9 protein-coding genes are annotated in these 12878 nt (G+C 72.1%); 7 read left to right on the top strand and 2 right to left on the bottom strand.

Annotated elements, in window-relative coordinates; translation table 11 throughout:
- Nucleotides 1-31 precede the first annotated feature (31 nt).
- From AB0C28_RS10600 to AB0C28_RS10590, 3 genes are read left to right on the top strand one after another with little or no spacing between them, the layout of a single operon-like run.
- On the top strand, nt 32-937 hold the full coding sequence (locus AB0C28_RS10600) for a glutamate ABC transporter substrate-binding protein (protein ID WP_358073683.1): 906 nt from the start codon (nt 32-34) through the stop codon (nt 935-937).
- A complete protein-coding gene (locus tag AB0C28_RS10595) occupies nt 937-1581 on the top strand; it encodes an amino acid ABC transporter permease (RefSeq protein ID WP_357844794.1) in 645 nt (214 codons plus the stop codon). Before AB0C28_RS10600 ends, AB0C28_RS10595 begins: the two co-directional genes overlap by 1 nt.
- The gene (locus AB0C28_RS10590; RefSeq protein WP_358073682.1) at nt 1578-2402 is read left to right on the top strand and encodes an amino acid ABC transporter permease; all 825 of its coding nucleotides are present in this window, start codon (nt 1578-1580) and stop codon (nt 2400-2402) included. Before AB0C28_RS10595 ends, AB0C28_RS10590 begins: the two co-directional genes overlap by 4 nt.
- Here the strand turns inward: AB0C28_RS10590 and AB0C28_RS10585 are convergent.
- The gene (locus AB0C28_RS10585) at nt 2365-3819 is read right to left on the bottom strand and encodes an LCP family protein (protein WP_358073681.1); all 1455 of its coding nucleotides are present in this window, start codon (nt 3817-3819) and stop codon (nt 2365-2367) included. The genes AB0C28_RS10590 and AB0C28_RS10585 overlap by 38 nt on opposite strands.
- 191 nt (nt 3820-4010) lie before the next feature.
- On the opposite strand from AB0C28_RS10585, the gene AB0C28_RS10580 reads away from it, so the two are divergent.
- Both AB0C28_RS10580 and AB0C28_RS10575 read left to right on the top strand, forming a co-directional pair.
- On the top strand, nt 4011-4991 hold the full coding sequence (locus tag AB0C28_RS10580) for an enoyl-CoA hydratase-related protein (protein WP_358073680.1): 981 nt from the start codon (nt 4011-4013) through the stop codon (nt 4989-4991).
- Nucleotide 4992: 1 nt separating this feature from the next.
- The gene (locus tag AB0C28_RS10575; protein WP_357844804.1) at nt 4993-5952 is read left to right on the top strand and encodes an alpha/beta hydrolase; all 960 of its coding nucleotides are present in this window, start codon (nt 4993-4995) and stop codon (nt 5950-5952) included.
- Here AB0C28_RS10575 and AB0C28_RS10570 read toward each other — a convergent pair.
- Nucleotides 5925-7418, bottom strand: a complete 1494-nt coding sequence (locus AB0C28_RS10570; protein ID WP_358073679.1) for a prolyl oligopeptidase family serine peptidase — start codon at nt 7416-7418, stop codon at nt 5925-5927. The two genes, AB0C28_RS10575 and AB0C28_RS10570, sit on opposite strands and share 28 nt — an antisense overlap.
- 105 nt (nt 7419-7523) lie before the next feature.
- Here AB0C28_RS10570 and AB0C28_RS10565 point away from each other — a divergent pair, with 105 nt between their 5' ends.
- Both AB0C28_RS10565 and AB0C28_RS10560 read left to right on the top strand, forming a co-directional pair.
- Nucleotides 7524-8633 carry an exonuclease SbcCD subunit D gene (locus AB0C28_RS10565; RefSeq protein ID WP_358073678.1) on the top strand — a complete coding sequence of 370 codons (1110 nt, stop codon included), beginning with the start codon at nt 7524-7526 and terminating at the stop codon, nt 8631-8633.
- Nucleotides 8634-12851, top strand: a complete 4218-nt coding sequence (locus AB0C28_RS10560) for an AAA family ATPase (RefSeq protein WP_358073677.1) — start codon at nt 8634-8636, stop codon at nt 12849-12851. It abuts the gene before it with no gap.
- Nucleotides 12852-12878 lie beyond the last annotated feature (27 nt).

Raw genomic sequence — 12878 nt, 5'->3', positions numbered from 1 at the left:
TATCTTCGAAATCGAAGGAAGTGAGCTGTTCATGAAGAGATTCGTCGCCGTCGCCGTCGTCTCACTGTTAGCCCTGGCGGCCTGCGGTGAGTCGAGCAGCCCCGCCGTGCCAGGAGCGTCGCCGCAGCAGAGCGATGCGGTCGCCAAGGCGCCCGTCGCGGCTGCTGCCGAGATCCTGCCCGGTTCGACCATGGAGAAGATCAAGCAGCGCGGCGAGCTCATCGTGGGCGGCTCGCTGGACGCGCCCCTGCTCTCGCAGCAGAACCCCGTCTCGGGTGAGGTCGAGGGGTTCGACGCGGAGATGGGCAAGGCGCTGGCCACCTACATCCTGGGCGAGCCCAAGGTGAAGATCGTCAACTCGGCGTCGGAGACCCGGGAGGCGCTGCTGGCCAACGGCACCGTGGACGTCGTCTTCCAGACGTACACGATCACCGAGGAGCGGGCGAAGCAGGTGGCGTTCGCGGGCCCGTACTACACCTCGGGTCTGACGATCGCGGTGAAGAAGGGCACGACGGGCATCGCCAAGCCGGAGGACCTGAACGGCAAGAAGGTCCTGGCGGGCGCGAACACCCCGGCCATCCCGGCGATCAAGAAGCTGGCGCCGCAGGCGGAGATCCTCACGTTCGGCAGCGACCCCGAGTGCATCCAGGCGCTCAAGCAGGACCGGGGCGTGGCGTACGTGCAGGACGAGACGATCCTCATCGCGGACGCGAAGAAGGACCCGTCGATCGAGATCGTGACCAAGCCCTTCACCGAGGACCCGTACGGGATCGGCCTCAAGCACGGCGACGACCAGTTCAAGAAGTTCGTCAACGACTGGCTGAAGAAGATCCAGGACGCGGGCGTCTGGCAGGGGATCTGGAAGAACTCCATCGGCACCGTGGTGACCGGTGAGGCTCCCCAGCCCCCGCAGATCGGCTCCGTGCCGGGGTCCTGATGCCGGTCCTCTTCGAGCACTTGCCCGAGCTGTGGCAGGGGCTGATCGTGACGGTCCAGCTCACCGCCGCGTCGTTCGCCGGCGCGGCGGTGCTGGGCATCCTGGTGTGCGCCCTGCGGGTGAGCCCGGTCGGGGTGCTGCGCGCGCTCGGCACGGCGTACGTGGAGACGTTCCAGAACCTGCCGCTGCTGGTGCTGCTGGTCCTGGCGTTCTTCGGCCTGCCGGAGATCGGGCTGCAGGCGCCGCCGCTGGCGACGGCGATCATCGTCATCGCCGTGTACGAGGCCGCCTACATCGCCGAGGCCCTGCGTTCGGGCGTGAACTCGGTGTCGAAGGGCCAGGGCGAGGCCGCCAGGGCGATCGGGCTGACGTTCGGCCAGTCGCTGCGGCACGTGATCCTGCCCCAGGCGCTGCGGACGGTCGTGCAGCCGCTCGGCAACATCTTCATCGCGACCGCGATGAACACCGCGCTGGCGGCGGCGGTCGGGGTGGTGGACCTGACGGCGGCGGCGCACCGGGTGAACCTGGTGGAGGCGCAGCCCATTCCGATCTTCGTGGGCGCGGGCGTGGCCTACGCCCTGATCGCGTCGATAGCCGGGTTCGTCACGGGCCGGCTGGAGCGCAGGCTGGTGATCCTGCGATGAGCACCGCGCTGTTCGACGAGCCGGGGCCGCGGGCCCGGCGGCGGATCAAGGTGGCGACCGTGGCGGGCGCGCTCGCGGCGGTGGCGCTCGTGGCGCTGGCCGTGCGGCAGTTCGCGGCGAACGGGCAACTGGACGCGGAGCGCTGGCAGCCGTACGCGACGTGGCCGATGTGGCGCTACCTGCTGGACGGGCTGTGGTCGACGTTCCTGGCGGCGGTCGTCTCGGCGGCGCTGGCCATGGCCCTCGGCCTGGTCCTGGCCCTGGGGCGGTTGTCGCACCGTTCGTGGGTGCGCGCTCCCGCCGCCGCCTACGTCGAGGTGGTCCGGGTGATCCCGGCGCTGCTGCTGGTGTACGTGGTGCTGTTCGCGCTGCCCCGGTACGGGCTGGACCTGCCGCTGTTCTGGAAGCTGACCGTGCCGCTGACGGTGTCGAACGCGGCCGCGTACGCGGAGATCTTCCGGGCCGGCATCGTGTCGATCGAGCGCGGCCAGACGGAGGCCGGACTGGCCGTCGGTCTGACCAGGTTCCAGGCGATGCGCCTGGTCGTGCTGCCGCAGGCGGCCCGGCGGGTGCTGCCGTCGATCGTCAGCCAGTCGGTGGGGCTGCTGAAGGACACCTCGCTCGGCTTCGTGGTCAGCTACGGGGAACTGCTCTACAGCGGCAAGGTCCTGGCCGCCTACAACGGGCTGCTCATCCAGACGTACCTGGTCGTCGCGCTGATCTACCTGGTGGTCAACGCGTCGCTGTCGAAGCTGGCCCGCATGCTGGAGGCCCGCCAGCGTGTCAGCCCTTCGCGGATGAGCCGCCGCAGCCTTCCGTGAGGCCCTGCGCCGGGTCCTGGCCGTCCTTGGCCTGCGGCTTCTTGGGGCTCCTGGTGGCAGTCGGCGTGGACGTGGGCGTGGACGCGGGGGAGGCGGACGCCGCCACGGGCGCCTTCGGGCGGCCCGACGCGCGCAGCGCCTTCTCCGCGATGTCGCGGATCTTGTCCCAGTCGGGGTAGCCGGTGTTGATCAGCGGCGGTACGAACTGCACGCTCGACACCTCGGCGTCCTTGACCTTCAGCGCCAGCGGCACCAGGTGCTGCAGCATCGGCCGTGGGATGTCGGTCCTGATCAGCTCCTTGGTGGCCAGCGCGATCTGGTTGAACCTGGTCAGCACCGTGGCCGGGTCGGCCTGGTTCAGCAGGGCGCCGAGCACGCACCGCTGGCGGCGCATGCGGGTGTAGTCGTCGGAGTTGGTGCGCGAGCGGGCGTACCACATGGCGTCGGCGCCCTTGAGCCTGCGGGTGCCCGCCTTGACCAGGCCCTCGTTGTACTTGCCGAAGACGACGTCCTGCTCGACGCTGATCCGCACGCCGCCGATGGCGTCGATGAGGCGTGCGAAGCCCCACATGTTGACCAGGGCGTACCAGTCGACCTCGACCCCGAGGGTGTAGCCGATGGTGTCCATCAGCACCTTCGGGCCCTGGTGCTGCTTGCCACCGAAGATCTCGGGGTGGGCGTCGGCGTACTCCCAGACGCTGTTGAGCAGGTCGCTGCTGCCGCCGTTGGCGTCCTTGGGCAGGTCGAAGCCGCCGGGGAAGCGGCGGGCCATCGGCGTGCCCGGGCGGAAGCGGACGTCCTCCAGGTTGCGCGGCAGGCTGAACAGCACGGTGTTGCCGGTCCTCACGTCCACGCTGGCCAGGTTCATGCTGTCGGTGCGCACACCGGTCCTGTTGTCGTCGGCGTCGCCGCCGAGGAGCAGGATGTTGACGCGCTGCCGACCGGCCCAGGGATCCTCGGGCTTCGGTTCGGGAGGGGGCGGCTCGCCTTCGTTCTCGGGGGCGGTGAAGATCCGGTCGAGGGTCTGGCGCGAGGTGCCGGCGGACTGGGCGGCGTACCCGAACGGCACCACCACCACGATGGCGAGCAGGCCCGCCACCGTGCCGGTGAGGATCTGCCCCGACTGCGTCAGCCGGCCGGGCCGCAGCACGACGAACGAGTGGACGATCAGCGCGAACCAGGCCAGGCCCAGCACGATCCCGCCGATCATGATGGCGGTGAGCCAGGAGTCCTGGGTCGCCGAGCCGGCCAGGGTGCCGAGGTCGTTGGACAGGACGAAGCCGAGCAGCGCCAGCAGCAGGGCGGCGTAACAGGAGATGAGGGCAAGGCCGGTCCTGCGCCGGCCGGCGCGCAAATGGGCGGACCCAGGGGCGAGTGCCGAGAGCACCAGCCACCCGAGGACCGCTCCGGCGCTCATCGGTTCGTCAGCCTGCCGCACGCCTTCCCCGTTTCCCCGCGAATTCCACCATAGGCGCAAAGTCCGCGACCCGCGGTGAACCACGCGGTCGCGGTCGCCTCAGGCTCCCGTAGCGGCGGCAGCCTACCGATCGGATACGAAATATCTGTCTATCGATGGGTGAACATCAGTAACCGAATAAGATTCGGGGCATGGCCTTCTCTGAGATCGCGTACGAAGTGACCGATCAGGTCGCCACCGTCACATTGAAGCGTCCCGAGCGGCTGAACGCCTTCACCTTTACGATGCGCGGAGAGTTGATCGAAGCCTTCGACCTGGCCGACGCCGACGACGACGTCCGCGCGGTGGTGGTCACCGGGGCGGGGCGGGCGTTCTGCGCCGGGGCCGACCTGGGCGGCGGCGGAGGCACGTTCGCCCGACGCGACAGGACCCGCGACAGGACCCGCGACAGGGCCTCGAAGGGTGAGGCCGCGGGCGGTGAGGGCGCGGTGGAGAGCGCGGTGGGTGAGAGCGCGCGCGGTGAGACGGTGGACCGCGAGACCGTGGAAAGCGAGACCGTCGACGGCGTGCCGCGCGACGGCGGTGGCACCGTCGCGCTGCGGATCGCCCGCTCGCTCAAGCCCGTCATCGGCGCGATCAACGGGCCCGCCGTGGGCGTCGGCGTCACGATGACGCTGCCCATGGACGTGCGGCTCGCCTCGGAGACGGCCCGGTTCGGGTTCGTGTTCGCGCGGCGGGGCATCGTCACCGAGGCCGCCTCAAGCTGGTTCCTGCCCAGGATCGTCGGCATCGCCCAGGCCATGGAGTGGGCCGCGACCGGGCGCGTCTTCCCCGCCTCGGAGGCGCTCGAAGGGCGACTGGTCTCGCGTGTCTATCCGGCCGATGAGCTGCTGCCGGCGGCGTACGCGCTGGCCCGAGAGATCGCCGAGAACACCTCGGCCGTCTCCGTGGCCGCCGTCCGCAGGCTGATGTGGTCGGGCCTGTCGGCCGCCTCGCCCTGGGAGGCGCACGCCGCCGACTCGCGCCTCATGGCCGAGCTCGGCGGCGCGCCCGACGCGGCGGAGGGCGTGACGGCGTTCCTGGAGAAGAGACAGGCCGACTTCCCGATGAAGGTGAGCAAGGACCTGCCGCCCGGTATCCCCTCATGGCCCGACGATCCCTATCGTGTCTAGCATGTACGAGATCACCGTGCTGCCCATGCCCGACGACTTCGAGGGCGAGGTCGTGGCGACGCTGGTGTCCAGGAGGGCCGAGACCCCCTCCCGACGGGCCGTGCTCTACCTTCATGGGTTCACCGACTACTTCTTCCAGGACCACCTGGCCGAGCACTACGTCCAGCGCGGCATCGACTTCTACGCCCTCGACCTGCGCAAATACGGCCGATCGCTGCTGCCGCACCAGACCAGGGGCCTGGTCAGGAGCGTCACGGAATACTTCCCCGAGATCGACGAGGCCGTACGCGTCATCCGGCGCGACCACGACGAGCTGACGATCAACGCCCACTCCACCGGCGGCCTGATCGCGCCCCTGTGGGCCGACAGGGTCCGCGGCCGGGGCCTGGTGCAGGGGCTCGCGCTCAACAGCCCGTTCTTCGACCTCAACGTTTCCACGCCGCTGCGGCTGGCCGCCGACCTGCTCAAGACGCCGCTGTCGTACACGCGCAGGGCTCTGCCGCTCGGCTCAAGCAACGTCTACGGCCGCACACTGCACCGCAGCGAGCAGGGCGAATGGGACTACGACCTGGAGCTCAAGCCGCTGGGCGGCTTCTCGGTGCACGCCATGTGGCTGGCCGCCATCCGGCGGGCGCAGCGGCGGCTGCACGCGGGCCTGTCCGTGGACGTGCCCGTCCTCGTCCTCGCCTCCGCCACCGGCCTGCGCGTACGCGACTTCGTGCCGGAGGCGCGCTCGGCCGACGTCGTGCTCGACCCCCGGCAGATCGCCCGCTGGTCCACCGCGATCGGCCCCCACGTGACCTGCGTACGCATCCCCGACGGTGTGCACGACCTGGTGTTGTCGGCCGAGCCGGCCCGCAAGCAGGTCTTCGCCGAGCTCGACCGCTGGATGAACACCTACATCCACCAGGGAGCCACCCAGGGGCTCCAGGCTCACCAGGGGAACGAGAACAGCCCGTAGTAGGCGGCGGCCACCAGCAGCAGCCCCGTGCCGCCCAGCACGCCCGCGACCGTCACGTGCTGCCAGCGGCCGGGCCGCAGCCCCTCACGCAGCGCCGACACGAACGCCGCCACCGCCGTGACCTCCTGGATCAGCATCAGCACCGCCAGCAGGCGGACGACCAGCCAGCCCGCCAGCACGGCGGGCCAGGCGCCCGCCTGGTTCACCGAGAACAGCACCAGCAGCGTGATGAACGCCACCACCGAGGCCAGCAGGCCCAGCCCGGTCCACGCCATCCGGCTCAGCCGGCGCCTGATCGGCGGCCACAGCCTGGCGTTGGCCTCCACGGGGGTCTGGTCGCGGTGCCGCAGGCGTACGAGCATGGCCGCGACCGGGCCCGCCACGTAGCCGACGGCGGCCAGGCAGATCGTCAGCCCGAGCATCGTGCCGCCCGCGTACCACGGGGCCGCCGGCACGTCGCTGGCCTCGAACCGCTGGACCGGCGTCGCGCCCGCCATGTGCACCGCCGGCCTGGCCGTGCCCGGCAACCCCTTGATCCAGTTGGCCAGCGTCTCCAGGTAGCCGGCGGTGAAGTCGCCGCCGTTGACCCGCATGGCGTGGTCGCCCTTGGCCATGAAGCGGATCGTGTAGTCGTCGTTGCCGGCCATGTGGAGCGCCTTGATGAGCGCCTGGGTGGACTCGACGAAGGGGATCGACGGGTCGGTGGTGCCGTAGAAGGCCAGGACCGGCTGCTTGACCTGGCTCAGCGCGGGCACCGCGTCGTAGCGCAGGAAGTCGAAGCCGACCCCGCCCATCGCCCTGGTCAGCAGGTCGCGGGCGCCGATGGGGGCGCGCAGCCGCAGCAGCTGCTCGTTCAGTGCCCAGGCGACCTGGCGCAGCGGCGAGACGTTGGGCGAGGACACCAGCACCATGAAGCCCACCGCGGTGCTCTTGGCCGCCGCGATCGGCACCACCCAGCCGCCCTCCGACACGCCCCAGATGCCCACGCGGGCCGGATCGACCTCGGGCCGCGTGCGCAGGAACTCGACCATCCGCAGCGCGTCGTCGGCGAGCAGCCCGAAGTCGCGGTCGCGGAAGTTGTAGCCGATCGTGCGCTTGTCGAACGCGATCGTCACCACGCCCGCCTTGGCCAGGAACTCCGCCTGCGGCGTGAACTCCTCCCGCGAGCCGTTGCCCGACCCCGAGACGAACACCATCGCCGGATGCCGGCCAGGAGTGAGCGGCACCCGCAACGTGCCGTCGAGACGCTGGCCCTCCGCCGGCAGCGAGATCGCCTCCCGGCGGATAGGATCGGCGGCCACGACGGGCTTCAGCTCGTGGGCCGGCTGCGCCGGGATGGACCGGAAGGCCGCGTCCGTCTTGAGCGGTGGCGGGTCGAACGCGGGCGGCAGCACGTATCCGACCGAAGCGAGAGCCACCAGCACCAGGCCGGCGGCCATGCTTAAAGTGCCACGGCCAGTGCGCATCGGCCTCCCCAACTGCGTCGGTTTCCGCTGATCTTTCAGACTACTCCTGGCGTGTGGGACAGGAGAGACCGCATTTGTCGGTGAGAACTGTTAGCTTCCTGCGACATGCGGATCCTGCACACCTCCGACTGGCACCTCGGGCGCTCCTTCCACCGCGAGAGCCTGCTCTCCGGGCAGGCCGCGTTCGTCGACCACCTGGTGGAGACGGTGCGGGCCGAGCGGGTCGACGTGGTGGCGATCGCCGGCGACGTCTACGACAGGGCGCTGCCCCCGGTCGACGCCGTGGCCCTGCTCGACGAGGCGCTCGGCCGGCTGCGCGCGGCCGGCGCGCGGGTGGTGCTGATCAGCGGCAACCACGACTCGGCGCTGCGGCTGCGGTTCGGCTCGGCGCTGTTCGAGTCCGCGGGTGTCCACGTGCGCACCTGGCCAGGCCAGTCGTGGGAGCCGGTGCTGGTCGACGACGTCGCCTTCTACGGCATCCCCTACCTGGAGCCCGAGCTGGTCAGGGCCGACTGGGAGCTGCCCGACCGCAGCCACACCGCCGCCATCGCGCACGCGATGACGCGCATCAGGGCCGACGCCCCACGCCACCGCGCCTCGGTGGTGCTGTCCCACTGCTTCGTGACCGGCGGACAGGCCAGCGACAGCGAACGCGACATCAGCGTGGGCGGCGTGGCCCACGTGCCGCTGAGCGCGTTCGACGGCGTCGACTACGTGGCGCTCGGCCATCTGCACGGCCGCCAGCGCATGTCGGAGACCGTCCGCTACTCCGGCTCGCCGCTGGCCTACTCCTTCTCCGAGGTGGGCCACGTCAAGGGGTCGTGGCTGGTCACGCTGGGGGAGGAGACCGCGTTCGTGCCCGCCCCCGTGCCCCGGCCGGTCGGGCGGCTGCGCGGCGAGCTCGACGACCTGCTGAGCGCTCCGCGTTACGCCGCCTACGAGGATCACTGGCTGCAGATCGTCCTGACCGACCCCGTACGCCCGAAATCGGCGATGGACCGGCTGCGCGCCCGCTTCCCCCACACCCTCGCCCTGTCCTTCGACCCGGCCGGCGGCGCGCCCGCCGCCCAGCCCGTGCGCCTCAACGGGCGGCCGGAGGCGGAGGTCGCTCTCGACTTCGTCAGGGAGGTGCGCGGCGAGCCTGCCGCACCCGAGGAGGAAGAGCTGCTAAGACAGGCCATCGAGGCGTCGAGGGTGAAGGAGACGATGGCGTAGATGCGGCCGCACAGGCTCACGCTGACGGCGTTCGGGTCGTTCCCCGGCACGGAGACGGTCGACTTCGACGCCCTGGCCGAGGCGGGCCTCTTCCTCGTCCACGGCCCCACCGGCGCGGGCAAGACCACGATCCTCGACGCGCTGTGCTTCGCCCTCTACGGCCAGGTCCCCGGGCAGCGCAACAGCGCCCGCAGCCTGCGCTGCGACCATGCCCCGCCCACCGTGGGGCCGTCGGTCACGCTGGAGGTGACGCTCCGCGGCCGGTTACTGCGCATCCAGCGCTCCCCGGCCTGGCAGCGGCCCAAGCTGCGGGGCACGGGGTTCACCGAGGAGAAGTCCAAGGTCGTCCTGTCGGAGTGGCAGGGCGCCGACTGGCACGGCCTGACCACGCGTCTCGACGAGGCCGGCGACCTGGTGAGCGGGCTGCTGGGCATGAACGCCGGGCAGTTCTGCCAGGTGGCGATGCTGCCGCAGGGCGACTTCGCCAAGTTCCTGCGGGCGGACGGGGACGAGCGGTCGAAGCTGCTCGAACGGCTGTTCACGGTCAAGGTCTTCACGGCGGCCGAGTCGTGGCTGGCCGACCACCGCAAGCTGGCCTGGCGGGAGGCGCAGGAACTGCGGCAGCAGGTGGATTTCGCGGTCAAGCGGGTGGAGGAAGTGGCCGGCGCCGATTTGCCCGCCCTGCTCGCCGCACGCACCCTTGCCGCGCCGGCGCCCGTGGACACGGTGGCGGCCGAGGGCGCGACGACGTCCGCCGGCCCGGCGTCGGCCGATCCCGCGCCCGGTGAAGTGGCGTCCGAGACCCCGCTCTTCGACTGGCCCACCTCCCCATCGCTGTCCGATGCCGCCGCCAAGGACACGACCGGGAGAGACAGAGCCGAGCCAGACACGCCCAAGGGGGACAAAACCGAACGAGACGCGACCGAGGGGGAGCCGACCGGAGAGGCCGAGGGGGAGCCGGTCGGGGAAGAGGTGCCGGCGCCGGAAGACGATCCGCTGCGCTGGGCCGGGGCACTGCTCGATGCCGCGCGGGCCGTCGTAAGGCGGGCCGATGGCGAGCTCGCCACCGCCGGGCACGCGGTGCGAGCGGCGCGGACGCGGTTCGACCAGGCCGCGGCACTCGCCGACCGGCAGCGCCGCCACGCCGAAGCCCTCACACTGCGCCGTACCCTCGACGAGCGCGCCGACGAGCGCGCCGATCTGCAGGCCATCCTCGACGACGCGGCCAGGGCGGATCGGGTGCGCCCGCTCATCACCGTCGCCGGGCAGCGCGCCGAGGCCGTCACCAAGGCCCGCACGATGGCCGCCGACGCCCTCGCCCGAGCCCGCCCCCTGCTCGCCGCCGCCGGAGCCATCGCGCACCAGAGCCAGACCCCCACCTACCAGGGCCATACCGCCGCAGATCAGATCCCCTCCTACCAGGGGCATACCGGCACACACCGGGGCCAGTCTCTCGCGCAGCAGGGCCAATCCTCGGCGCTCTCGGACGCTTCGGACGTTGCTGAGGCGGCGGCGGGTTCGCCGTCCGTGGCCGAGCTGGCGGCGCTGGAACGGCGGCGGCAGGACGAGATCGCCCGCCTCCAGGAGCTCCTCACCGAAGAGGCCAGGCTGTCGGTGGTCCGCCGCGACCTGCTGCGCGTGGAAGAAGAGCTGGCCGGTCTGATCAGGGCCGACGAGGACGTGGCAGCCCGGCTGGCCAGGCTCCCCGAGCTCATCGAACGGGCGGAGGCCAGACTCGCCGAGGCCCGGGTCGACGCCGCCAGAGTGCCCGCCGCGCGTGCCGTACGCGATGCCGCCGCCCATCTGATCGAGATCGACCGCGAGCTGTCCAGACTGGCGGCGGAGCTCGACACGCTGGCGCAGCGCGAGGCCGAGGTGGCCGCCGCGGAGGCCGAGCTGCCCGAACGGCTCGCCGACGCGAACGCGGCCCTGGCGGACGTACGGGCGCAGGCGGCGGCCGTACCGGCGGCGAACGCGGCGCTCGACGCGGCCAGGGCGGCACTGGAGGCCATCCACCGCCGCGAAGCCCTGGCGGGCGAGCTGGAGGCCGCCGCCGCCAGGCATCAGGTGCTCGTCGACCAGGCTCAAGCCCTGCGCGAACGGTGGCTCGACCTGCGGCAGGCCCGCATCGACGGCATGGCGGCCGAGCTGGCGCGCGACCTGGCCGACGGACGGCCGTGCGCGGTCTGCGGCTCTGAGCACCACCCCCACCCGGCCTCGCCCGCCGAGAGCGCACCTTCGGCCGACGACGAGCACGAGGCCGAGTCCGCCCACGAGGCGGCTCTCGCCGACCGGGAGGAGGCCGAGCGCACCCTCGCCGCCATCGGGTCCCGCCACGCCGACGCCGTCGAGGCCACCGCCGGCCTCGACGTCGACACGGCCGCCGAACAGGTGGAACAGGCCACGCAGGAGCTCGACCGCCTGCGATCGGTGGCCGACCGCGAACCCGCCCTGGCCGCCACGCTCGAACGCATCGAGACCGAACGCGAACGCGTCCGCGACCAGGCCAGAGAGATCGCCGAAGCCCTCGCCGCCCACCGCGCCCACCGCAAACAACTGACCGCCGAACGGATCCGCGTCCAGACCCAACTCGCCCAGACCACGGCGAACATCGGACCTGGGGCGGGCGCGAACGCTGCTTCCCCGAACACCCGCGCGGACGCTGGGCCGCTGCACACGCGGTCGGACGCTGGTCCGCCGAACGCCTGGCCCAACGCTGGTTCGTCACACATCCGGCCCCAGGAGACCGCATCCGGCGGCGACACCGGATCCGAGCGGATCTCGGCCGGTGGCGTGAACGACACTGCGACGGAAAGACCCGCCGTCGCTGCGACGGACGTGTCAGACGGCACCATGGTCGCGAGGGCCGCAGCCGCTGCGGCGGGCGGCCAAGGCGACGCCGGGGCCACGCCGTTCGAGGCCGGTGCGTCAGTCGCGTCAGGTGACAACGCGGCCGACGGGGTCGCGGTGCTTGCTGCCGCCGAGCGGGAGTTGCGCAGGCTGGAGATGTCGGCGGCTCAGGAGGCCGCGCTGGCGCAGGAGGCGGAGAAGCTCAACCGTGAGCGGTTGGAGCAGGAGGAACGCGGGCGCCGGGTGGCCGCGCGGCTGGCCGCATGCCGTACCAGGCACGAGGAGCTGAGCGGCGACGCCGGTCGGTTGAGCGCGCGGCTGGACGCGGCGCGCGGCGGCGACGCCACCCTCTCCGCCCGCCTGTCCCGGCTCAACGACGAGGCCGAGCTGCTGCGCGAGGCGCTGGAGGCCACGCAGGCGGCGGTGGCGGCCCGCGCCGAGCGTGACGCGGCCCGGCGGGCGGCCGAGGAGGCGGCACGCGAAGCGGGGTTCGGGGACGTGGGGGAGGCGGAGGCCGCGTACCGGAGCCCGGCGGAGCGGGAGGGCAAGGCGGAGCTGCTGCGGCGGCTGGACGACGAGCATGCCGCCGTGAGTGGCGTGCTGGCCGATCCCGAGCTGGTGGCGGCGGCGGCCGAGCCCGCGCCGGACCTGGCCGCGATCGAGGCCGAGCGCGACGAGCTGGAGGCGGCGTACACCAGGCTGTCGAGCGCACTCGACCGGGCGCGGGCCAGGGCGCGACGGCTGGAGGAACTGCACGCCGAGCTGTCCGAACGCATCGAGCACTGGCGGCCGGCGGCCGAGCGGCACCGGCTGGCCGAGCGGATGGCGGCCCTGGCCAGCGGCATCTCCGGCGACAATCAGTGGAGCATGAGCCTGTCCTCCTACGTGCTCGGCGAACGGCTGCGCCAGGTCGTGGACGCCGCGAACGAGCGGCTCGACCACATGTCGGGCGGCCGCTACCTGCTGCGGCACGACCTGCGGAAGACGGCCGGCTCCCGCACCCGCGCCGGCGGCGGGCTGGGGCTGCGCGTGGCCGACGGCTGGACCGGCGTCGACCGCGATCCTGCCACTTTGTCCGGCGGCGAGAGCTTCATCACCTCCCTGGCCCTGGCGCTGGGGCTGGCCGACGTCGTCACGGCCGAGGCGGGCGGTGCGGAGCTGGGCACCCTGTTCGTGGACGAGGGGTTCGGCACGCTCGACGAGGACACGCTCGACAGCGTCCTCGACATCCTCGACGGGCTGCGTGACGGCGGGCGGGCGGTGGGCATCGTCAGCCACGTGGCCGAGCTACGCTCCCGGATCCCCGCCCAACTCAAGGTCACCAAGGCCCGCACGGGCTCCACGCTGCGGGCGGTGGGCCTGAGCTGACCTTCGCACCTCGGACGCGGCCGGGTG

Source organism: Nonomuraea sp. NPDC048892, from assembly GCF_040649735.1.
Taxonomy (GTDB): Bacteria; Actinomycetota; Actinomycetes; order Streptosporangiales; family Streptosporangiaceae; genus Nonomuraea; species Nonomuraea maheshkhaliensis.
The sequence above is the reverse complement of the archived record's forward strand: the minus strand, read 5'-3'. Positions and strand labels throughout refer to the sequence as shown.

Coding starts and splice junctions, on each gene's coding strand:
- AB0C28_RS10600 (WP_358073683.1), top strand. CDS start 32: ATGAAGAGATTCGTCGCCGTCGCCGTCGTCTCACTGTTAGCCCTGGCG.
- AB0C28_RS10595 (WP_357844794.1), top strand. CDS start 937: ATGCCGGTCCTCTTCGAGCACTTGCCCGAGCTGTGGCAGGGGCTGATC.
- AB0C28_RS10590 (WP_358073682.1), top strand. CDS start 1,578: ATGAGCACCGCGCTGTTCGACGAGCCGGGGCCGCGGGCCCGGCGGCGG.
- AB0C28_RS10585 (WP_358073681.1), bottom strand. CDS start 3,819: ATGAGCGCCGGAGCGGTCCTCGGGTGGCTGGTGCTCTCGGCACTCGCC.
- AB0C28_RS10580 (WP_358073680.1), top strand. CDS start 4,011: ATGGCCTTCTCTGAGATCGCGTACGAAGTGACCGATCAGGTCGCCACC.
- AB0C28_RS10575 (WP_357844804.1), top strand. CDS start 4,993: ATGTACGAGATCACCGTGCTGCCCATGCCCGACGACTTCGAGGGCGAG.
- AB0C28_RS10570 (WP_358073679.1), bottom strand. CDS start 7,418: ATGCGCACTGGCCGTGGCACTTTAAGCATGGCCGCCGGCCTGGTGCTG.
- AB0C28_RS10565 (WP_358073678.1), top strand. CDS start 7,524: ATGCGGATCCTGCACACCTCCGACTGGCACCTCGGGCGCTCCTTCCAC.
- AB0C28_RS10560 (WP_358073677.1), top strand. CDS start 8,634: ATGCGGCCGCACAGGCTCACGCTGACGGCGTTCGGGTCGTTCCCCGGC.